Origin of the sequence: Amycolatopsis saalfeldensis (assembly GCF_900110575.1) — a bacterium.
Classification (GTDB): domain Bacteria; phylum Actinomycetota; class Actinomycetes; order Mycobacteriales; family Pseudonocardiaceae; genus Amycolatopsis; species Amycolatopsis saalfeldensis.
Map to the genome: position 1 here is coordinate 523080 of NZ_FOEF01000004.1, position 20771 is coordinate 543850.

At 70.9% G+C, this 20771-nt stretch carries 18 protein-coding genes and 1 rRNA gene; 18 read left to right on the forward strand and 1 reads right to left on the reverse strand.

All coding sequences use genetic code 11. The features are described 5' to 3' along the window. Window positions 1-203 precede the first annotated feature (203 nt). The 6 genes from infC to pheT all read left to right on the forward strand — a co-directional run bounded on the left by infC (window position 204) and on the right by pheT (window position 7075). Window positions 204-815 (forward strand): translation initiation factor IF-3, encoded by a 612-nt coding sequence (gene infC / locus BMY97_RS13215; protein WP_091617047.1) that lies wholly within the window; start codon window positions 204-206, stop codon window positions 813-815. Between the two features lie 78 nt (window positions 816-893). Beyond that, window positions 894-1088 carry a 50S ribosomal protein L35 gene (gene rpmI, locus BMY97_RS13220; RefSeq protein ID WP_091617048.1) on the forward strand — a complete coding sequence of 65 codons (195 nt, stop codon included), beginning with the start codon at window positions 894-896 and terminating at the stop codon, window positions 1086-1088. Between the two features lie 67 nt (window positions 1089-1155). Then, window positions 1156-1533, forward strand: coding sequence for a 50S ribosomal protein L20 (rplT, locus tag BMY97_RS13225; RefSeq protein WP_091617049.1), 378 nt, complete (start codon window positions 1156-1158; stop codon window positions 1531-1533). Further along, window positions 1530-2342 (forward strand): TrmH family RNA methyltransferase, encoded by an 813-nt coding sequence (locus tag BMY97_RS13230; RefSeq protein ID WP_177231323.1) that lies wholly within the window; start codon window positions 1530-1532, stop codon window positions 2340-2342. The genes rplT and BMY97_RS13230 overlap by 4 nt, the downstream gene beginning before the upstream one ends. Before the next feature lie 1113 nt (window positions 2343-3455). Then, window positions 3456-4511 (forward strand): phenylalanine--tRNA ligase subunit alpha, encoded by a 1056-nt coding sequence (gene pheS, locus BMY97_RS13235; RefSeq protein ID WP_091617050.1) that lies wholly within the window; start codon window positions 3456-3458, stop codon window positions 4509-4511. Beyond that, window positions 4511-7075 (forward strand): phenylalanine--tRNA ligase subunit beta, encoded by a 2565-nt coding sequence (pheT, locus tag BMY97_RS13240; RefSeq protein WP_091617051.1) that lies wholly within the window; start codon window positions 4511-4513, stop codon window positions 7073-7075. Before pheS ends, pheT begins: the two co-directional genes overlap by 1 nt. Before the next feature lie 293 nt (window positions 7076-7368). Here the strand turns inward: pheT and BMY97_RS13245 are convergent, their stop codons facing one another. After that, entirely contained in the window at window positions 7369-8058 is a 690-nt protein-coding gene (locus tag BMY97_RS13245) for a DNA alkylation repair protein (RefSeq protein ID WP_091617052.1), read from the reverse strand. Window positions 8059-8188: 130 nt separating this feature from the next. On the opposite strand from BMY97_RS13245, the gene BMY97_RS13250 reads away from it, so the two are divergent. The 12 genes from BMY97_RS13250 to BMY97_RS13305 all read left to right on the forward strand — a co-directional run. Continuing rightward, window positions 8189-9781 carry an alpha/beta hydrolase gene (locus tag BMY97_RS13250; RefSeq protein ID WP_091617053.1) on the forward strand — a complete coding sequence of 531 codons (1593 nt, stop codon included), beginning with the start codon at window positions 8189-8191 and terminating at the stop codon, window positions 9779-9781. Window positions 9782-9974: 193 nt separating this feature from the next. After that, on the forward strand, window positions 9975-10460 hold the full coding sequence (locus BMY97_RS13255) for a helix-turn-helix domain containing protein (protein ID WP_091617054.1): 486 nt from the start codon (window positions 9975-9977) through the stop codon (window positions 10458-10460). Between the two features lie 476 nt (window positions 10461-10936). After that, window positions 10937-11965 carry an N-acetyl-gamma-glutamyl-phosphate reductase gene (gene argC / locus BMY97_RS13260; protein WP_091617055.1) on the forward strand — a complete coding sequence of 343 codons (1029 nt, stop codon included), beginning with the start codon at window positions 10937-10939 and terminating at the stop codon, window positions 11963-11965. After that, window positions 11962-13122 carry a bifunctional glutamate N-acetyltransferase/amino-acid acetyltransferase ArgJ gene (gene argJ / locus BMY97_RS13265; RefSeq protein WP_091617056.1) on the forward strand — a complete coding sequence of 387 codons (1161 nt, stop codon included), beginning with the start codon at window positions 11962-11964 and terminating at the stop codon, window positions 13120-13122. The genes argC and argJ overlap by 4 nt, the downstream gene beginning before the upstream one ends. After that, window positions 13119-14039: an acetylglutamate kinase gene (argB, locus tag BMY97_RS13270; protein WP_091617057.1), complete on the forward strand. Its 921-nt coding sequence runs from the start codon at window positions 13119-13121 to the stop codon at window positions 14037-14039. The genes argJ and argB overlap by 4 nt, the downstream gene beginning before the upstream one ends. After that, complete coding sequence (locus BMY97_RS13275; RefSeq protein WP_091617058.1) at window positions 14036-15253, forward strand: acetylornithine transaminase; 1218 nt, start codon at window positions 14036-14038, stop codon at window positions 15251-15253. The genes argB and BMY97_RS13275 overlap by 4 nt, the downstream gene beginning before the upstream one ends. Then, window positions 15253-16179: an ornithine carbamoyltransferase gene (gene argF, locus BMY97_RS13280; RefSeq protein WP_091617059.1), complete on the forward strand. Its 927-nt coding sequence runs from the start codon at window positions 15253-15255 to the stop codon at window positions 16177-16179. Before BMY97_RS13275 ends, argF begins: the two co-directional genes overlap by 1 nt. Then, a complete protein-coding gene (locus tag BMY97_RS13285; protein ID WP_091617060.1) occupies window positions 16176-16676 on the forward strand; it encodes an arginine repressor in 501 nt (166 codons plus the stop codon). The genes argF and BMY97_RS13285 overlap by 4 nt, the downstream gene beginning before the upstream one ends. Before the next feature lie 61 nt (window positions 16677-16737). Then, window positions 16738-18153 (forward strand): argininosuccinate lyase, encoded by a 1416-nt coding sequence (gene argH, locus BMY97_RS13290; protein ID WP_091617061.1) that lies wholly within the window; start codon window positions 16738-16740, stop codon window positions 18151-18153. 93 nt (window positions 18154-18246) lie between these two features. Then, on the forward strand, window positions 18247-18876 hold the full coding sequence (locus BMY97_RS13295; RefSeq protein WP_091617062.1) for a DNA-3-methyladenine glycosylase: 630 nt from the start codon (window positions 18247-18249) through the stop codon (window positions 18874-18876). 32 nt (window positions 18877-18908) lie between these two features. After that, window positions 18909-20189, forward strand: coding sequence for a tyrosine--tRNA ligase (gene tyrS / locus BMY97_RS13300; RefSeq protein WP_091617063.1), 1281 nt, complete (start codon window positions 18909-18911; stop codon window positions 20187-20189). A gap of 359 nt (window positions 20190-20548) precedes the next feature. Next, a 16S ribosomal RNA gene (locus BMY97_RS13305) occupies window positions 20549-20771 on the forward strand; the annotation flags it as partial.

Here is a 20771-nt window from a genome sequence, read left to right on the forward strand (position 1 = left end):
CCTGAGCGATCGGGGGCGGCAAGTGGAGCCCCGCTCCCACCCGCGTCACCGCCTCAGGTGTCCGGGTCCGGTCTCGCCGAAGCGGTGAATGCCTTCCGGCTTTCCTCGTTTTCGGCGAAGCGTTCGGTCAGTATGACCGGGCGCGATCGGAGACAGAGCGGGCCCCGTGAACCGGTGAACACCGGTGGCGGGGCCTGATTCATGTGGGCACCAGGTCGAAAACGAGAAGTAGTCACTCGGACCAAGGAGGCCCCATCAGCTCCGAGACACGCATCAACGAACGTATCCGGGTGCCGGAGGTCCGACTCGTCGGGCCCAACGGCGAACAGGTCGGCATCGTCCGGATCGAGGATGCGCTGCGGCTGGCCCAGGAGAACGATCTCGACCTCGTCGAGGTCGCTCCGCAGGCACGTCCGCCGGTATGCAAGCTCATGGACTTCGGCAAGTTCAAGTACGAGAGCGCGCAGAAGGCCCGCGAGTCCCGCCGCAACCAGCAGCTGACCGTCATCAAGGAACAGAAGCTGCGGCCGAAGATCGACCAGCACGACTACGAGACCAAGAAGGGTCACGTGTCGCGGTTCCTGGCGGCCGGCAACAAGGTCAAGGTCACGATCATGTTCCGTGGGCGTGAGCAGTCCCGGCCGGAGCTCGGTTTCCGGCTGCTGCAGAAGCTCGCCGACGACGTGACCGAGCTGGGCTTCGTGGAATCGTCGCCCAAGCAGGACGGTCGCAACATGATCATGGTGCTGGCCCCGCACAAGAACGTGAAGCCGAAGGCCGTCAAGGCCGAGGCTCCCGAGGCTCCCGAGGCGTAACCCGCCTCCAGCGCCGACCAGCACAGTCAGCGGCACACCGGTGCATCCGGTGTGCCGCCGCACGGAAGAGGACAAACCATGCCGAAGATGAAGACGCACAAGGGTACGTCCAAGCGGATCCGCGTGACGGGCACGGGCAAGCTGCGCCGCCAGAAGGCCGGCCGCCGCCACCTGATGGAGAAGAAGTCCAACCGCCTCACCCGCCGGCTCGAGGGCACCACGGAGCTCGCGAAGACCGAGGCCGGCCGGGTCAAGCGCCTGCTCGGGATCTGACTCTCCGCCGTACCCGTACCAATCACCCCGGGGCCTGGACGCCCCCTGAAACCGACAGGATGGACCAGTGGCACGCGTCAAGCGGGCGGTCAACGCCCAGAAGAAGCGTCGCGCAACTCTCGAACTGGCCAGCGGCTACCGCGGCCAGCGTTCGCGGCTGTACCGCAAGGCCAAGGAGCAGACGCTTCACTCGCTCAACTACGCCTACCGCGACCGCCGTGCGCGCAAGGGTGACTTCCGCCAGCTGTGGATCACCCGCATCAACGCGGCCGCTCGTGCCAACGGCGTGACCTACAACCGGTTCATCCAGGGCCTCAAGGCCGCGGGTGTCGAGGTCGACCGCAAGATCCTCGCGGACCTCGCGGTCAACGACGCCACCGCCTTCACCGCGCTCGCCGAGCTCGCCAAGGCGAACGTCAACACCGGCGAAGCGAAGTCGGCCTGACCGGCAGTTCTCAGCGACCCGGGGCGGAGCCGTTCACCGAACGGACCCCCCGGGTCGTTGCTGCGCGCAAGCTGACGCGGCGCGCGGAACGGGACAAGACCGGCCGTTTCCTGGCCGAGGGCGCCAACGCGGTCGACGCCGCGCTGGCCTACGGCACGGTGCACGAGCTGTTCGTCACCGAGCGCGCCGCCGCCGCGCACCCCGCGCTGCCCGCCGCGGCCGCCGACGCGGGCGTCCGGGTCTCGCCGATCACCGACCGCGCCGCCGACGGCCTCTCGGAAACCGTGACGCCGCAAGGCCTGGTGGCGGTGTGCTCGCTGGTCGACCGTCCACTGGAGACAGTCCTGCCCGGCGCCCGGCTCGTGGTCGTCCTGGTGGACGTCGCGGAGCCCGGCAACGCGGGCACGGTGGTCCGCGTGGCCGACGCCGCGGGCGCCGACGCCGTGATCCTGGCGGGCGACACGGTCGACCCGCACAACGGCAAGAGCGTCCGCGCCGCCGCCGGCAGCACCTTCCACGTGCCGATCTCCCGCACCCGCGACGTGGCTTTCGCCCTGGACTCCCTGAAGACCGCCGGCCTGCGCACCCTGGCCGCCCACGGCTACGCGGAAACCTCCCTGGAGACAGTCACCTTCGACGCCCCCACAGCCTGGATCTTCGGCAACGAGGCCCACGGCCTCCCCGCCCACATCCTCGCGGCAGCCGACGCCGCAGTGAAGATCCCCTTGTACGGCAAGGCGGAAAGCCTCAACCTGGCCACCGCAGCCGCCGTCTGCGTCTACACCGCCGCGATGGCCACCCACCGCTGACCGCCCCTGTTTTTGGGCCCTGGTCCCACTTTCCGGCCTTTTGTCTGGCTTCTCGGCCCTTCGCCTCGCTTTCCGGCCTTTCGTCCGGCTTCTCGGCCTGCGTCTGGCTGCTCGGCCCTTCGCTTCGGTTCCCAGCGTTCCTCCGGCCCAGCGCGCTCTCCCCGGCTTGGCCCTTCCCCTTTCCAGCCAAGCCTCTCCCTTCCCAGACCAGACCGGCCCGACCTTCCCGGCCGCCCCGATGCGGCCCTTCCCCCAACCGGGTCGCTCTCTTCTCGGCGCGGCCTGGCTGCTCGACCGGGTCTTTCTCTTCTCGGCGCGGCCTGGCTGCTCGACCGGGTCGCTCCCTTCTCGGCGCCTTCCCGCCGCTCGACCGGGTCGCTCCCTTCTCAGCCCCTCCCGCCCGGCCCGGCGTGGCCCGTCCTGCCTGGCCTCGCCTCACTTCCCGGCTCAGCCTTCTCGGCTTGGTCTCCGCATTCTTCGGCTCGGCTGGGCCTGGTTCTCCAGCCAGGGCTCCTCACCTCTCGCCTCCCTTGCTTCAACCCGCTGCTTCAACCCGCCCGGCTGGTTTCCCGTGCAGGGTGTTGCGCCACTTGCTCCCTGCGCCTGACCTTCTTGGTGCCGGGCAGGTCCGCCAGACCTCTCACCCGGCGTTGCCAGACGGCCCACCCCACCGGCACCCGACCTCATCGCTCAGGTCCGGCCGCCAGAGCCACATCGCCCTCCGTCGCCGCCGCTGGTCCGGCTACTTCTGCCGAGCCGCCTCCGCCCGGCCCGCCACCCGCCGCTCACCGCCCGTCATCCGCCGGCGCATCACCTCGCCGCCCGTCGCCCGTCAGCTGCCGGGTTCAACCCGAGGGCGGCCCGCCGTGGGCCGGGCAACCCGCCGCCGTTGGCCTGCGGTAGATCTCCGCGCCGCGCCGACGCCCGGTGGGTCACCCGATCTTCGGCGCGGCGCCGGGGCCGGGCGCGGTGATCCGGCGCGACCGCTCCGGAAGCGGAGGGTGAGCGGCCGGGCCGGGGGGCCGATCCCCTAGACTGGGCTGCCCGATGTGCACGTGCGGCTTCCCGCCCGCGTGCCGCCGCCCAACCAGTCCCAGTGGACGCCGAGGAGTCATGTCCGGAGCCACAGACAAGCCGGTCGAGGTGCTCGCACCGGAAACCCTGCGCGCGGCGATCAAGGCGGCCGAAGAGGCCTTCGCGGCCGCGGCCGATCTGGACGCGCTCGCCGCCGTCAAGCCGGCTCACCTCGGTGACCACGCGCCGCTGATGCTCGCGCGCCGGGAGATCGGCGGCCTGCCCAAGCAGGAGAAGGCCGAGGCGGGCAAGCGGGTCAACGAGGCGCGCCAGGCGATCCAGGCCGCCTTCGACGCACGCCGCACCGTGCTGCAGGCCGAGCGGGACGAGCACGTGCTGCGCGAGGAGGCCGTCGACGTCACGCTGCCGTGGGACCGGATCCCGCGCGGCGCCCGGCACCCGATCGCGACCCTGTCCGACCGCGTCGCCGACGCCTTCATCGCCATGGGCTACGAGGTCGCCGAAGGCCCCGAGCTCGAGGCCGAGTGGTTCAACTTCGACGCGTTGAACTTCGGCAAGGACCACCCCGCGCGCCAGCTGCAGGACACCTTCTACGTCGGCGAGGAGGAGTCCGGCCTGGTGCTGCGCACGCACACCTCGCCGGTGCAGGCCCGCAGCCTGCTCCACCGCGACCTGCCGGTGTACGTCGTGTGCCCCGGCCGCACCTACCGCACGGACGAGCTGGACTCCACGCACACCCCCGTGTTCACCCAGGTCGAGGGCCTCGCGGTGGACAAGGGCATCACCATGGCGCATCTCAAGGGCACGCTCGACGCGTTCGCGCGCGCCATGTTCGGCGAGAACTCCAAAACCCGCCTGCGCCCGCACTTCTTCCCCTTCACCGAGCCGTCGGCCGAGGTCGACGTGTGGTTCGAGCAGAAGAAGGGCGGCCCGGGCTGGGTCGAGTGGGGCGGCTGCGGCATGGTCAACCCGAACGTGCTGCGCGCCTGCGGCGTCGACCCCGAGGTGTACTCGGGCTTCGCGTTCGGCATGGGCATCGAGCGGACCCTGCAGTTCCGCAACGGCATCCCGGACATGCGCGACATGGTCGAGGGCGACGTCCGTTTCACCCTTCCCTTCGGAACGGAGGCGTAGTGCGAGTCCCGGTGAGCTGGCTGACCGAGCACCTCGACGTGGGTGCCGAGGTCACGCCCCAGGACCTGGCCGACGCGTTCGTGCGGATCGGGATCGAGGTCGACGAGCTGAGCGAGCTCGGCCCCGTGACCGGTCCCCTCGTGGTCGGCCGCGTGGCCGAGATCGAGGAGCTGACGGGTTTCAAGAAGCCGGTCCGCTTCTGCCGCGTCGAGGTCGGCGAGGAGGCGTCCGAAGAGGACACCGTGCCCGCGGACGAGGATGACGACGAGGACGACGACGCCCCGTTCGAGGACGAGGGTCCCCACGGCATCCGGACCCGCGGCATCGTCTGCGGCGCCCGCAACTTCGCCGAGGGCGACCTGGTCGTCGTCGCGCTGCCCGGCGCGGTGCTGCCGGGCGACTTCGCGATCGCCGCGCGCAAGACCTACGGCCGCGTCAGCGACGGCATGATCTGCTCCGCCCAGGAACTGGGCCTCGGCGACGACCACACCGGCATCCTCGTGCTGCCCTCGGGCACCGCCAGCCCGGGCGACGACGCCAAGGAACTGCTCGGCCTGTCCGACACCGTCATCGAGGTCACGCCGACCCCCGACCGCGGTTACGCGTTGTCGATCCGCGGCCTGGCGCGCGAGCTGTCCAACGCGCTCGACGTCCCGTTCGGCGACCCGGCCTCGCTGGAGATCCCCGCGGCCGAGGGCGACGCGTGGCCGGTCCGGGTCGAAGACCCCGAGGGCTGCCCGCGGTTCGTGCTGCGCCGGGTGAAGGGACTCGACGCGACGGCGCCCACGCCGTGGTGGATGCGGCGGCGCCTGATGCTGGCCGGGATCCGGTCGATCTCGCTGGCGGTCGACGTCACCAACTACGTGATGCTCGAGCTCGGCCACCCGCTGCACGCGTTCGCGACGTCCGCGATCCAGGGCGACCTGGTGGTGCGCCGCGCGAAGCCGGGCGAGAAGCTGACCACTTTGGACGACGCGGAGCGCAAGCTCGACGCCGACGACATCGTGATCGCCGACGACAGCGGCGTGATCTCGCTGGCCGGCACCATGGGCGGCGCCAGCACGGAGATCACCGCGGAGAGCACCGACGTCCTGCTCGAGGCGGCGCACTGGAACCCCGCGTCGATCAGCCGCACGGCCCGCCGCCACAAGCTGTTCTCCGAGGCGGCCAAGCGGTTCGAGCGGTTCACCGACCCGGCGCTGTGCGCGGCCGCGGTGGAGCTGGCGGCGCGCCTGCTGCGGCAGTACGGCGACGCCGCGATCCAGCCCGGCCGCACCGACGAGGGCGGCGTCGCGCCGAACCCGCCGGTCACCATGCCGATCAACCTGCCCGACCAGATGGCCGGCGTGCGCTACCAGCGTGGTGTCACCGTGAAGCGCCTCGGCCAGATCGGTTGCCGGGTCACGGTCAGCACCAGCGACGAGGGCATCTCCCTCGTCACGGCCACTCCGCCGACCTGGCGCGGCGACCTCGTGCAGCCGGCCGACCTGGTCGAGGAGGTGCTGCGGCTCGAGGGCTACGACAGCATTCCGTCGCAACTCCCCGCCGCACCCGCCGGCCGTGGCCTCACCGACACCCAGCGCCGCCGCCGTGGCGTCGCCCGCGCGCTGGCCGAGGACGGGTACGTGGAGGTGCTGCCCTTCCCGTTCGTCTCCGACTCGGTCTGGGACGCCTTCGGCCTGCCCGCCGACGACGTCCGCCGCAACACCGTGCGCGTCCGCAACCCGCTCGAGGCCGACCAGGACCGGATGGCCACCACGCTCCTGCCCGGCCTGCTGGACACGCTGCAGCGCAACGTGTCCCGCGGCATGAAGGACGTGTCGCTGTTCCACATCGGCCAGGTCGTGCTGCCGAAGCCGAACCAGCTCAAGGTCCCGGACCTCGGCGTCGAGCACCGCCCGACCGACGAGCAGCTCGCGGTCCTGGAGGCCGCGGTGCCCGCCCAGCCCGTGCACGTCGCCGTGGTGCTGACCGGTCGCCGCCGCCGTGCCGGCTGGTGGGGCGAGGGCGAGCCGGCCCGCTGGGCCGACGCCGTGCAGGCCGCGCGCGTGGTGGCCGAGACCGCCGGCGTCGAGCTGACGGTGCAGTCCGCCGACCTCCTGCCGTGGCACCCGGGCCGCTGCGCCCAGCTACGCGTGGGCGACTGGCCGGTCGGCCACGCCGGCGAGCTGCATCCGAAGGTCGTCGAGGCCCTCGGCCTGCCGCCCCGGACGGTCGCGATGGAACTGGACCTGGACGCGATCCCGCTCCCGGACTCGCGCCCGGCCCCGAGCGTGTCGGCCTACCCGCCGGTGCTCCTCGACGTCGCCCTCGTCGCAGCGACGGACGTCCCGTCGGCCGACCTCGCCGACGTCCTCCGCACCGGCGCCGGCGAACTCCTCGAAGAGATCACCCTCTTCGACGTCTACACCGGCGAACAGGTCGGCGAAGGCAAGCGCTCCCTGGCCTACAAGCTCCGTTTCCGGGCCCCGGACCGCACGCTGACCGTCGACGAAGCAACCAAGGCCCGCGACGCCGCACTCGCCGCCGCGGGCGAGCGCTTCGGCGCCACTCTCCGCGCCTGAGCCACCGCGAGCCCGCCCCTTCACCGGGCGCGGTGCTTCGCCACCCTGGTCCGGCCTTCCGTGGGCTGGGAGCACTGCCCTTCGCAGACTCCCGGCCCACGGACGTTTCCGGCCTCGGCGCTTTCGCTCGCCCGGGGACGCGCTCACAGCTCCCGGTGCACTCGCGCGGTGCTCACGGCTGCGGCGAAGACTCCTGTACGCGGAGTGCGCTGAAGCCTGCTGTGCTGCCCGGTCGACCGGCGGCCTCTCCGTTGTCCAGCTTCCCTCCCGTGCTTGATTCTTTCGCGGACCACTCAGGACAGGTGCTTCAGTGCCTCCCGTGTGGACAGTCCGGACAGGTCCGGGTGGCTGGTGACGAACTCGCGGACCCAGTCCGGCGCCGTCCGGGCGTAGTCGCGCAGGGCCCAGCCGATGCCCTTGCGCAGGAAGAAGTCCGGGTCGCCGATATTGGCCTCGACGACGGAGGTGAGCAGCACCCGATCGGTGTCCTCCTTCGCGCTCACCTGGCAGATCACGGCCGCGCGGCGCCGCCAGCGATCCGGGTCGGTGGCCCAGCGCAGCAGGAGCGGCGTGACCTCGGCCCGGTCACCGCGCAGGATGGGGCCGACCCGGCGGATCGCGAGCTCGTCCACGTAGTCCCACCAGGCTCCGCCGACGATCATCTCCTCGTACAGTCCGAGCAGGCCCGGCCCCTGCCAGCCCCGGTAGGCGCGGTGGCCGGAAAGATCGATTGCGGCGTACCTTTCCTCGCGAAATTCGGCGTCTCGCCACAGCCGCCGCACGGTCGCCGTGAATGTCACCCGATCGGGCAATGGATGAGCGGACATCACACCTTTCATCAGCACGCTCCGCTGCGGTTTGGGTACTCCGCGAAACGGCATCGCCGACTTCATGTACGCCTGCATGGCCGCTGCTCGCACCGGATCCGCCAGTTCGGTGAGCCCCGTTCGGACGGCCGAGATCAACGCGGTGTCCGCGCCCATTCGGGGTCACCTCCGTAGCGCCAAATACCGACGAAAGGTGGATGGCGTAACTCGTGTCGTGCGAGGAGATTGTTGCGGGTTGTCGGTAGTTTCGACGAATTCGGGTTGCTCGCGGACGAAAAGGAACTCTGTGAAGAAAATCGTTGCCGTGCTCGCCGCCGCGGCTGTCGCGGTCGGCGCGCTGGCCGCCGCTCCCGCCGCCACAGCGGCACCGGCCAGGACACCGGACTTCACGCCGGCGCCGATCAATTGGGGCGACTGCGCTTCGGCGAGCCTCAAGAACGCCGGCGCCCAGTGCGGCTTCCTCGTGGTCCCGATGGACTACGCGAAGCCCGCGGGCGCCAAGGTGGAGGTGGCCGTCTCCCGCATCAAGCACAAGGCCGCCCAGTACCAGGGCATCATGCTCGTGAACCCCGGCGGTCCCGGTGGCTCCGGCCTCGGCCTTTCGCGGCTCGGGCAGTCGGTGCCGAACCACGCCGGCGACAGCTACGACTGGATCGGGTTCGACCCGCGCGGTGTCGGCTCCAGCAAGCCGGCCGTGACCTGCGACGGGAACTACTTCGGCTACGACCGCACGCCGTACGTGCCCAAGACGCCGCAGATCGAGCGCGCCTGGCTCGGCAAGGCCCAGGGCTACGCGAAGGCGTGCGCCAAGAACGGCGCGATCCTCGACCACATCAAGACCACCGACGTCGCGCAGGACATGGACAGCCTGCGCAAGGCGCTGGGGGAGAAGCAGATCAACTACTACGGCTTCTCCTACGGCACCTACCTCGGGCAGGTGTACAGCACGCTGTTCCCGGGGAACGTGCGCCGCATGGTGCTCGACGGCAACGTCGACCCGCGCAACGTGTGGTACCAGGCCAACCTGGACCAGGACGTGGCCTTCGACCGCAACATCAAGATCTACTTCGGCTGGCTCGCGAAGTACGACAGCGTCTACCACCTCGGCAAGACCGCCGCGGCGGTGGAGAAGCTCTGGTACGACCAGCAGAAGAAGCTCGACCGCACGCCCGCGGGCGGGGTGATCGGCGGAGACGAGTGGACCGACGTCTTCCTGCAGGCCGGCTACTACGTGTTCGGCTGGGAGGACATGGCCAAGGCGTTCGACGGATGGGTCCACCGCGGTGACTGGCAGACGCTGAAGGCGCTCTACGACGACTCGAACCCGCCAGGCGACGACAACGGCTATGCCGTGTACAGCGCTGTGCAATGTTCCGACGTGCAATGGCCGACGAACTGGAACCGCTGGCGCCTCGACAACTGGACGACCTACTTCCGCGCTCCGTTCGAGACGTGGGGCAACGCCTGGTTCAACGCCCCGTGCGTGAACTGGCCGGCTAAGTCGGGCAAGCCGGTGCACGTCGACGGCAGCAAGGTCGACGGCGCCCTGTTGATCAGCGAGGAACTCGACGCGGCGACGCCCTATGAGGGCAGCCGCGAGGTACGGAAGCTGTTCCCGAAGTCGAGCCTGATCAGCGCGCCCGGCGGCACCACGCACGCCGGCTCGCTGTCCGGTGTCGCGTGCGTGGACGACAAGGTCGCCGACTACCTCGCGACCGGCAACCTGCCGAAGCGCACGCCGGGCAACCATTCCGACGCGCAGTGCGAGCCGGTGCCCCAGCCGGTTCCCGCCGGGGCGGCGGGCGGTCAGCCGAAGGCGGACACCCAGCCAGGAGCGCAGATCAAGCAGGACGCGCTCGCGCGGCTGCTCCACTTCTGAGCCGTTCTCCCCGGTGCCCCGGTCTGGTCCGCCAGATCGGGGCACCGTTCTTTTCCCTCACTCACCGAGCCTCCTCGGTCGCTGTTCGTGGTCGATGGAGACGGTACGACGAGGGTCCGACAATTTCGGAGCGCAGCTGCCCGCGCACACCCCGTGAGCAAAATTGTCGGGGGTCGGCGCTAGCGTCCCCGGCATGACGATCATCGAAGAGCACCGGACCGAGATCCGGTCAGGAAACGTCCAGTACCAGATCACCGTCGTCACCCGCACGGGAGCGGCCGAACAGCAACGCGTCGTCGTCACCGTGGGTGGTGAGGGGCCCGGCGGCGAACTCGTCGCGGAAGGCCGGCTCGAACTCGACTCCACCGCGGTGCCCGCCGTCGCCGAACTGCTCGGCGGGAGCCTCCTGGCCTTCTCCGGCGGGGCCGGCGGCGGCCGCCGAAGAACCGGGCAACGGGCCGCCCAGCAGGGCAGGCCGTGGACCGAGGAGATGGACGCGGAGCTGGAACGCCGCTGGCTGGCGGGCGATCCGGTCGGCGACCTCGCCCGCGACTTCGAGCGCACCCCCGGTGGTATCCGCGCCCGCCTGCCGCGGGTCGGCTGTGATCCGGAGAAGCCCGGCAACCACCTGCCGATGCCGCCCAGTCTCCGCGAGGAGCCGGGAGGTGACGAGTTCTGAGTCCGCCCCGGATGCCCGCTCCGGTGCGGGCATCCGGGGGAGGGGCCGTCAATGGGAGCCACTCGGAGGTCGAGATACGGCGGAACGGCGGTATCGCGGCGTGATTGCCCGGGCTCTCGGCTGGCCGGTCAGCGGACCGGCGGCCCGGAAGTCGGCCGGCCAACCCACTGGCTGGCCGGGGGCCGCTGCGGTCCGGCTGCCCTCCGGGTATTCGTCCTGCCGCGTGGCCGGATCCGGGAACGGGCGTCGCCGGGGTGCGGCCGTGCTTCGGGCGTGAGTTGCCGGAGCGGGGGTAGCGCCCCGCCTCGGCGATCAGGCGGTGCAGCGAAAACAGTGCCGACAAAGTGTTTGGAGGAGCGATGACAAGGCGGGCAGTCGCGCTGCGGCGTCGGTCGTCGGTCCGGCGGGGCAGGCGGTGGAAGAGGCGAGCAAAACCCTGTTTGTTTGAGATTGCACCATCGTGCATAATCATGCGTATGACGGTGAAGATCGCGGTTGCCGGTGCGAGCGGGTACGCGGGCGGCGAACTGCTGCGCCTGCTGCTCGCCCACCCCGAGGTCGAGATCGGCGCGCTGACTGCGGCCAGCAGTGCCGGAACCACGCTGGGCACGCACCAGCCGCACCTGGTGCCGCTGGCCGGGCGCCTGCTGGCGGAGACGAGCCCGGACACGCTCGCAGGCCACGATGTCGTGTTCCTCGCGCTGCCCCACGGCCACTCGGCGGAGATCGCGGCCCGGCTCGGGCCCGAGGTGCTCGTCGTCGACCTCGGCGCCGACCATCGGCTCGCCGATCCGGCCGATTGGCAGCGCTGGTACGGCGGCGAGCACGCCGGCCAGTGGCCCTACGGGCTGCCGGAGCTGCCCGGCGCGCGCGAGAAGCTCGTCGGCACCAAACGTGTCGCGGTTCCCGGCTGCTTCCCGACGGGCGGTTCACTGGCTCTCGCGCCGGCGCTGGCCGCGGGGCTGGTCGAGCCGGACGTCACGGTCGTTTCCGTGACCGGCACGTCCGGCGCGGGCAAGAGCCTCAAGCCGAACCTGCTCGGTTCCGAGGTGATGGGCTCGGCCAGCGCGTACGGCGTCGCCGGGGCGCACCGGCACACACCGGAGTTCGCGCAGAACCTGTCCGCCGCGGCCGGACGGAAGGTCAGCGTTTCGTTCACGCCCGTCCTCGCGCCGATGCCGCGCGGGATCCTCACCACGGCCAGCGCCCCGCTGGCCGGCGACGTCGACGAGGCGGCCGCGCGAGAGGTCTACGAGAAGGCCTACGACGCTGAGCCGTTCGTGCAGCTGCTGCCTCCGGGCGTCTGGCCCGCGACCAGCGCGACGCTGGGCTCGAACAACGTCACCCTGCAGCTCGGGGTGGACGCCGGCGCCGGCCGCCTGGTCGTCGTCACCTCGATCGACAACCTGACCAAGGGCACCGCGGGCGGTGCCGTCCAATCGATGAACCTGGCGCTCGGCTTCCCCGAGGCCACCGGACTTTCCACCGTGGGAGTGGCACCGTGACCGTCACCGGCCCTCAGGGCTTCCGCGCCGCCGGCATCGCCGCGGGCATCAAGGCCTCCGGCGCACTCGACCTCACGCTGGTCGTCAACGACGGCCCGCTCGACGTCGCCGCGGGCGTGTTCACCCGCAACGTGATCAAGGCCGCGCCCGTGCTGTGGTCGCAGGAAGTGCTGAAGCAACAGAAACTCAAGGCCGTCGTGCTCAACTCCGGTGGCGCCAACGCGGCCACCGGTCCCGGCGGCTTCCAGGACACGCACGCCACCGCCGAAAAGGTGGCCGGGGCGCTCGGAGCCGGGGCCATCGAGGTGGCTGTGTGCTCCACCGGCCTGATCGGCGAGCGGCTGCCGATGGACGCCGTACTGTCCGGAGTGGACAGTGCTTTCAAGGCTCTGGACACCGGGTTGGAGGCGGGTCTGAACGCCGCCACCGGCGTGATGACCACCGATACCAAGCCGAAGCAGGCGTTCGCGAAGCACGCGGACGGCTGGAGCGTCGGCGGCTTCGCCAAAGGCGCCGGCATGCTGGCGCCGAACCTGGCCACGATGCTGTCCGTGCTCACCACGGACGCCGTGGTGGGCAAGGAAACCCTCGACCGCGCCCTGCGCGCCGCCACGCACGTCACCTTCGACCGGCTCGACGTCGACGGCGGCACGTCCACCAACGACACCGTGCTCGTGCTGGCCTCCGGCGCGAGCGGCACCGAGCCGGCCGAGGCCGAGCTGACCGAGCTGCTCATCACCGTGGCCCGTGACCTGGTGCTGCAGCTGCGGGCGGACTCCGAGGGGGCGACGAAGGACGTCGACATCACCGTCCGGGGCGCGGCTTCCGAGGCCGACGCCGAGGTGGTCGCCCGCACCATCGCCGAGGACAACCTGGTCAAGACCGCGCTGTTCGGCTCCGACCCGAACTGGGGCCGGATCGCGATGGCGCTCGGCCGCGCCCCCGCGCGCATCGACCCAGAGACGCTGTCGATCACGATCAACGGCGCCACGCTGTTCGCCGCCGGGACCACCGCCGAGGACCGCTCGGCCGCCGACCTCTCGGGCCGCGCCGTCGTGATCGTCGTCGACCTCGGGGTCGGCGACGCCGCGGCCACGGTCTACACCACGGACCTCTCGCACGGGTACGTCGAAGAGAACAGCGCGTACTCGTCATGACCGCCCCCGATTCGCTGGTTTCCGCGGACGACCGGCTCTCCACCGCGGCCGAGAAAGCCGGGGTGCTGATCGAGGCACTGCCGTGGCTGCAGCGATTCCACGGCGCCACGGTGGTCGTCAAATACGGCGGCAACGCCATGATCGACGATCGCCTCAAGGCCGCGTTCGCGCAGGACATGGTGTTCCTGCGGCTGGCCGGCCTGCGCCCGGTCGTGGTGCACGGCGGCGGACCGCAGATCACCGCGATGCTCACCCGGCTCGGCGTCGAGGGCGAGTTCAAGGGCGGCCTGCGCGTGACCACCCCGGAGACGATGGACGTCGTGCGGATGGTGCTGGTCGGCCAGGTCAGCCGGGAGCTGGTCGGGCTGATCAACGCGCACGGGCCGTATGCGGTCGGCATCTCCGGCGAGGACGCCCGGCTGTTCACCGCCGAGCGCAAGCAGGCCACTGTGGACGGTGAGCAGGTCGACATCGGTCTCGTCGGCGAGGTGGCGGCGGTGAACCCGGACGCGGTGCTCGACATCGTCAACGCCGGGCGCATCCCCGTGGTGTCCACCGTGGCCCCCGACATCGACGGGGTGGTGCACAACGTCAACGCCGACACCGCGGCCGGCGCGCTGGCCGCGGCGCTGGACGCCGAGAAACTGGTGGTGCTCACCGATGTCGAAGGCCTCTACGCCCACTGGCCCGATCGCACCTCGCTGATCGACCGCATCGGCGTCGACCGGCTGGAGAAGCTGCTGCCGGGCCTGGCCAGCGGCATGATCCCGAAGATGGAGGCCTGCGTCCGCGCGGTCCGCGGCGGCGTGCGCGGCGCCCACGTGATCGACGGCAGGCTCGCCCACTCCGTGCTGCTCGAGGTGTTCACCTCCCGCGGTATCGGCACCATGGTCCTTCCCGAAACGGAGCTCCCGTGACCACTCTGACGTCCAATGTGGACGGCCGGCAGCACTGGCAGTCGGCCGTGATGGACAACTACGGCGCCCCCGGCCTCACGCTGGTCCGCGGCGAGGGCGCGAAGGTGTGGGACGCCGACGGCCGCGAGTACGTCGACCTCGTCGGCGGCATCGCCGTCAACGCGCTCGGCCACGCGCACCCGGACGTGGTCCGCGCCGTCAGCGAGCAGATCGCGACGCTGGGCCACACCTCGAACCTGTACGTGAACCCCGTCGCGGTCGAACTGGCCGAGGCACTGCTGGACGTCGCGGGGCTGACCGGGCAGGGCAAGGTGCTATTCGTCAACTCCGGCGCCGAGGCCAACGAGGCCGCGTTGAAGATCAGCCGGCTCACGGGCCGCAGCAAGGTCGTCGCCGCCGAGGGCGCGTTCCACGGCCGCACGATGGGCGCGCTGACGCTCACCGGCCAGCCGGCCAAGCGCGAACCGTTCGCGCCGCTGCTGCCGGGTGTCACGCACGTGCCGTTCGGCGACGTCGAGGCGCTGCGCGCGGCCGTCGACACCGACACCGCGGCCGTTTTCCTGGAGCCGGTGCTCGGCGAGGCCGGCGTGGTCCCCGCGCCGGACGGCTACCTGCAGGCCGCGCGGGAGATCACCAAGGCGGCCGGCACGCTGCTCGTGCTCGACGAGGTGCAGACCGGCATCGGCCGGCTCGGCACCTGGTTCGCCTTCCAGCAGGTCGGGATCGTGCCCGACGTGATCACGCTGGCGAAGGGCCTCGGCGGCGGGCTGCCGCTCGGCGCCGTGATCGGCGTCGGCCCGGCGGGCGACCTGCTCAAGCCGGGCCAGCACGGCACCACCTTCGGCGGAAACCCGGTGTGCTGCGCGGCCGGTCTCGCGGTGCTGCGCGCGATCGCCCGTGACGGCCTGCTCGACCACGTTTCCTCGCTGGGCAAGGACATCGCGGCCGGTGTCGAGGCGCTGGGCCACCCGCTCGTCGGCGGTGTCCGCGGCGCGGGCCTGCTGCTCGGCATCACGCTCCGGCAGCCGGTGTCCGCCGCGGTCGCGAAGGCCGCGCAGGACGCGGGTTACCTGGTCAACCCGGTCGCGCCGGACACCCTCCGGCTCGCGCCGCCGCTCGTGCTCGGCGACGAGCAGGCCCGCGGCTTCCTCTCCGCCCTCCCGGACGCACTCGACAGCGCCACCCCGAAGACCACCACGAAGGAAACCGACTGATGCCCCGCCACTTCCTCCGCGACGACGACGTCAGCCCCGACGAGCAGACGGCTCTGCTCGACCTCGCCGACCGGCTCAAGGCCGACCCGCTCGGCACCAAGGCGCTGGCCGGCAAGACGGTCGCCGCCATCTTCGAGAAGAACTCCACCCGCACCCGGTTCTCGTTCGAGGTCGGCATCAGCCAGCTCGGCGGGCACCCGGTGATCGTGGACGGCCGCTCGATGCAGCTCGGTCGCGAGGAGACCATCGAGGACACCTCGCGTGTGCTGTCGCGCTACGTCGACGCCGTGGTTTGGCGCACCTTCGCGCAGAAGCGCATCGACGCCATGGCTTCGGTCGCCTCGATCCCGATCATCAACGCGCTCACCGACGAATTCCACCCGTGCCAGGTGCTCACCGACCTGATGACCATCCGTGAGCGCAAGGGCAAGCTCGCCGGGCTCACGATGGTCTACCTCGGCGACGGTGCCAACAACATGGCCCACTCGCTGCTGCTCGGCGGGGTGACCGCCGGCATGCACGTGCGGGTCGTCTCGCCCGAGGGCTTCCAGCCCGACCAGCAGGTGGTGCTCGACGCCAAGCACCGCGCCGGCCCGACCGGCGGCAGCGCGACGGTGTTCACCGATCCGCACTCCGCGGTCGATGGCGCCGACGTGCTGGTCACCGACACCTGGACGTCCATGGGCCAGGAGAACGACGGCCTCGACCGGGTGGGCCCATTCCGTGCGCTGCAGGTCAACACCGAGCTGCTCAAGCGCGCGGCGGACGAGGCGATCGTGCTGCACTGCCTGCCCGCGCACCGCGGCTGGGAGATCACCGACGAGGTGCTCGACGGCCCGGCCAGCGCCGTGTGGGACGAGGCCGAGAACCGGTTGCACGCGCAGAAGGCCCTGCTCGTCTGGCTGTTCGGGCAGCTGGGACGATGAGCGGCAGCCGGGTCGGGCGCCAGGCGCGGATCACCGAGCTGGTGGCCACGATGGCCATCCGCAGCCAGACCGAGCTGGCGAAACTGCTGGCGGCCGAGGGCATCGAGGTCACCCAGGCGACGTTGTCGCGGGACCTCGACGAACTCGGCGCGGTCAAGCTGCGTGGTGCCGACTCGGGTGCCCCGGTCTATGTCATCCCCGAGGACGGCAGCCCGGTCCGCGGAGTGCAGGGTGGCACGGCGAGGCTCGCGAAGCTGCTGGCCGAGCTGCTCGTCTCGGCGGACTCCTCCGGCAACCTCACGGTCCTGCGCACGCCCCCGGGCGCGGCGCAGTTCCTGGCCAGCGCCATCGACCGGGCGGCGCTGGAAGAGGTCGTCGGCTCCATCGCCGGCGACGACACGGTCGCGGTGATCGCGCGGGAGCCGTTGACGGGCAAGGACCTGGCCGAACGCTTCGCCGCACTCGCCCAGCGCTCGTCCGCCCTCGACGCGGAGTGAACGGATTTCAGCCGAGGAAAGCCCGGGTACCAGCCCGGGGCGTTACGACGAAAGGCAAGCAGTGAGCGGGAAAGACCAGCCGGTGCAACTGTGGGGCGGGCGGTTCGCCAGCGGCCCGGCGGAGGCGATGGCGGCGCTGAGCGCGTCGACGCACTTCGACTGGCGGCTGGCGCCGTATGACATCGCCGGCTCGCGGGCCCACGCGCGGGTGCTGCGCAAGGCCGGGCTGCTCACCGACGCCGAGCTGGCGGGCATGATCGAGGCGCTGGGCGCGCTGGCCGGCGACGTCGAGTCGGGGGCGTTCACCCCGACGGTCGCCGACGAGGACGTGCACACCGCGCTGGAGCGCGGCCTGCTGGAGCGGGCCGGCACCGACCTCGGCGGCAAGCTGCGGGCCGGCCGTTCGCGCAACGACCAGGTGGCCACGCTGTTCCGGATGTGGCTGCGCGACGCGGCCCGCCGGATCGTCGCGGGCACGTTGGACGTCGTCGATGCGCTCGTGTCGCAGGCTCAGCGGCACCCGGACGTGATCCTGCCCGGCCGCACGCACCTCCAGCACGCGCAGCCCGTTCTGCTCGCGCACCATCTGCTGGCCCACGGCCAGGCGTTGCTGCGTGACGTCTCGCGGCTGCGTGACTGGGACGTCCGCACGGCGGAGTCGCCCTACGGCTCGGGTGCGCTGGCCGGCTCGTCGCTCGGGCTCGACCCGGAGGCCGTCGCGACGGAGCTGGGCTTCGACACGAGCGTGGAGAACTCGATCGACGGCACCGCCTCGCGGGACTTCGCCGCCGAGTTCGCGTTCTCGGTGACGATGCTGGCGGTGAACCTGTCCCGGATCGCCGAAGAGGTGGTCATCTGGAACACCGCCGAGTTCGGCTACGTCACGCTCGACGACGCGTGGGCCACGGGCAGCTCGATCATGCCGCAGAAGAAGAACCCGGACGTCGCTGAGCTGACGCGCGGCAAGGCCGGCCGGCTGATCGGCAACCTCACCGGCCTGCTGGCGACCCTCAAGGCGCAGCCGCTCGCGTACAACCGCGACCTGCAGGAGGACAAGGAGCCGGTCTTCGACTCCGTCGAGCAGCTGGAGCTGCTGTTCCCGGCGATCGCGGGCATGCTCGCGACGCTGACCTTCCACACCGACCGGCTCGCCGAGCTGGCCCCGGCGGGCTTCACGCTCGCCACCGACATCGCGGAATGGCTGGTGCGCCAAGGGGTTCCGTTCCGGGTGGCGCACGAGGCGGCGGGGGAGAGCGTCCGGGTGGCCGAGGGCCGCGGCGTCGGCCTCGACGAGCTGACCGATGAGGAGTTCCAGGCCATCAACCCGGCGCTCACGCCGGCCGTGCGCGAAGTACTCACCGTCGAGGGCTCGGTGCGCTCGCGCAACGCCCGCGGCGGCACCGCGCCCGAGCGCGTCGCCGAGCAGCGCGAACGGTTGGTGGAGCGGGCCGCAGCCCATCGGCAGTGGCTGAAGTAGGTTCTCCGCCCGGCCCGGCGCTCGGCTTTCGATGATCGAGCGCCGGCGCCCGGTAGCCGCTGGCTAGGCTGTCGGCGGACGAGGGGAGCGCACGTGGACCGGTTGTTCCGGCGCGAGGAACTGGCACTGGACCCGGTCGACCTGGCGCACCTGCTGCTGGGCGCGGTGCTCGAGGCCGACGGTCCCGACGGCACCGTCGGCGTCCGGCTGGTCGAGGTCGAGGCCTACCGCGGAGCCGACGACCCGGCGTCGCACTGCTACCGCGGGAAGACCCCGCGCAACGCGGTGATGTGGGGGCCGGCCGGGCACCTGTACGTGTACTTCGTCTACGGCATGCACTTCTGCGCCAACATCGTCGGTACCGAAGAGGGCCAGCCGGGCGCGGTGCTGCTACGCGCGGGCGAGGTCGTCCAGGGGCTGGACCTGGTGCGGAAACGGCGGCCGAACGCGCGGGGGACCGGCGAGCTGGCCAAGGGCCCGGCGATCCTGACGTCGGTGCTGCGGATCGACCGGGCGGAGAACGGCGTCGACCTCACCGACCCGTCTTCACCGGTGCGGCTGCGCGTGGGGGAGCGGGTGCCCGCCGAGCGTGTCCGCAACGGGCCGCGGGTCGGCGTCGCGATGGCGATGGACACCCCGTGGCGATTCTGGGTGGAGGGCTCACCCGCCGTCTCGGCCTACCGCCGCGGCGGGAAACGGCGGCAGGCGCGCCCCGCGGGATAGTCGGTTGACCTGGTGCGGGAGTATCTACAGGTGTGAGTGAGCACATCCTTGACGAGCTGTCCTGGCGCGGCCTGATCGCGCAGTCCACCGACATCGACGCCCTGCGGCGCGAACTCGACCAAGGCCCCCTCACCCTGTATTGCGGCTTCGACCCGACCGCGCCCAGCCTGCACGCCGGCAACCTCGTCCCACTGCTGATGCTCAAGCGCTTCCAGCGGGCCGGGCACCGGCCGATCGTGCTGGCCGGCGGCGCCACCGGGATGATCGGCGACCCGCGCGACACCGGCGAGCGCACGCTGAACACGCTCGACGTCGTCGCCGAGTGGGCCGGCCGGATCCGCGGCCAGCTGGAGCGGTTCGTGGACTTCGACGATTCGCCGACCGGCGCCGTCGTGGAGAACAACCTCAACTGGACCGGCCGGCAGAACGTGCTGGAGTTCCTGCGCGACGTCGGCAAGCACTTCCCGGTCAACACGATGATCAACCGGGAGACGGTGAAGCGCCGTCTGGCGTCCGACGGGATGTCCTACACCGAGTTCAGCTACCTGCTGCTGCAGTCGCAGGACTACCTGCAGCTCTACCGCCAGTACGGCTGCAAGCTGCAGGTCGGCGGCTCGGACCAGTGGGGCAACCTGGTCGGCGGCGCCGATCTGATCCGGCGGGTCGAGGGCGGCGTCGCGCACGCGCTGACGGCGCCACTGGTCACCGACGCCGAGGGCCGGAAGTTCGGCAAGTCCACCGGCGGCGGGAACCTGTGGCTCGACCCGGAGATGACCTCGCCGTACGCCTGGTACCAGTACTTCGTGAACGTGGGGGACGCCGACGTCATCCGCTACCTGCGGATGTTCACGTTCCTCGCGCAGGAGGAGATCGCCGCGCTGGCCGAGGACACCGAGCAGCGGCCGCACCTGCGCTCGGCGCAGAAGCGGCTGGCGGAGGAGTTCACCAACCTGGTGCACGGGGCGGACCAGACCCAGCAGGTCATCGCGGCCAGCCAGGCGCTGTTCGGCCGAGGTGAGCTGGGTGAGCTCGACGCGAAGACGCTCGACGCGGCCATGGCCGAGGTGCCGACCGGCGAGGTCGCGCCGTCGGGTTCGGACGGGCCGACGATCGTCGACCTGCTGCTCGCCGCCGGCCTGGTCGACAGCAAGGGCGCCGCGCGCCGCACGGTCAAGGAGGGCGGCGCGTACGTGAACAACGTGAAGATCGCCGACGAGGAGTGGAAGCCGTCGTCGGCGGACGCGCTTCACGGCCGCTGGCTCGTGGTGCGGAAGGGCAAGCGCAACGTCGCCGGCGTGAGCGTCGGGGCCTGATCCCGGCTCTTGGCCCGAAACAGGGGTCTGACCTGCGGGAACGCGGTTAAGGTACCCCCCTGTTTCGGGCCCCGGACGGCCATGTAAAGTTCTCCAAGTCGCCAGGGAAACCGGGTGGCTGCCGGGACACGAACCAAGCTCTCACCGGAAGGTGATGGAGTGGGTGTCTCATCAAAAACTGCTAGGAATGACTGCTTCGGTTGAGGCTGGGCCCGGTGGGGCTCTGGTTTCGGTTGGGGTGTGTTGCTTGAGAACTCAACAGTGTGCTAGTGAACTAAGCCAGTAGAGCTTATATGAAACCCCCTCGTCGGGGTTTCCTTTGAGAATGATTGAGAAAATAGTCTCGATCGAACTGTTCATTGTTGGAGAGTTTGATCCTGGCTCAGGACGAACGCTGGCGGCGTGCTTAACACATGCAAGTCGAACGCTGAAACCGCTTCGGTGGTGGATGAGTGGCGAACGGGTGAGTAACACGTGGGTAATCTGCCCTGTACTCTGGGATAAGCCTTGGAAACGGGGTCTAATACCGGATATCACATCTCCTCGCATGGGGGGTTGTTGAAAGTTCTGGCGGTACAGGAT

Excerpts from the sequence above, each read along its gene's own strand:
- rpmI (WP_091617048.1), top strand. The coding sequence starts at position 894 with ATGCCGAAGATGAAGACGCACAAGGGTACGTCCAAGCGGATCCGCGTG.
- pheS (WP_091617050.1), top strand. The coding sequence starts at position 3,456 with ATGTCCGGAGCCACAGACAAGCCGGTCGAGGTGCTCGCACCGGAAACC.
- BMY97_RS13245 (WP_091617052.1), bottom strand. The coding sequence starts at position 8,058 with ATGGGCGCGGACACCGCGTTGATCTCGGCCGTCCGAACGGGGCTCACC.
- BMY97_RS13255 (WP_091617054.1), top strand. The coding sequence starts at position 9,975 with ATGACGATCATCGAAGAGCACCGGACCGAGATCCGGTCAGGAAACGTC.
- argC (WP_091617055.1), top strand. The coding sequence starts at position 10,937 with ATGACGGTGAAGATCGCGGTTGCCGGTGCGAGCGGGTACGCGGGCGGC.
- argB (WP_091617057.1), top strand. The coding sequence starts at position 13,119 with ATGACCGCCCCCGATTCGCTGGTTTCCGCGGACGACCGGCTCTCCACC.
- argF (WP_091617059.1), top strand. The coding sequence starts at position 15,253 with ATGCCCCGCCACTTCCTCCGCGACGACGACGTCAGCCCCGACGAGCAG.
- BMY97_RS13285 (WP_091617060.1), top strand. The coding sequence starts at position 16,176 with ATGAGCGGCAGCCGGGTCGGGCGCCAGGCGCGGATCACCGAGCTGGTG.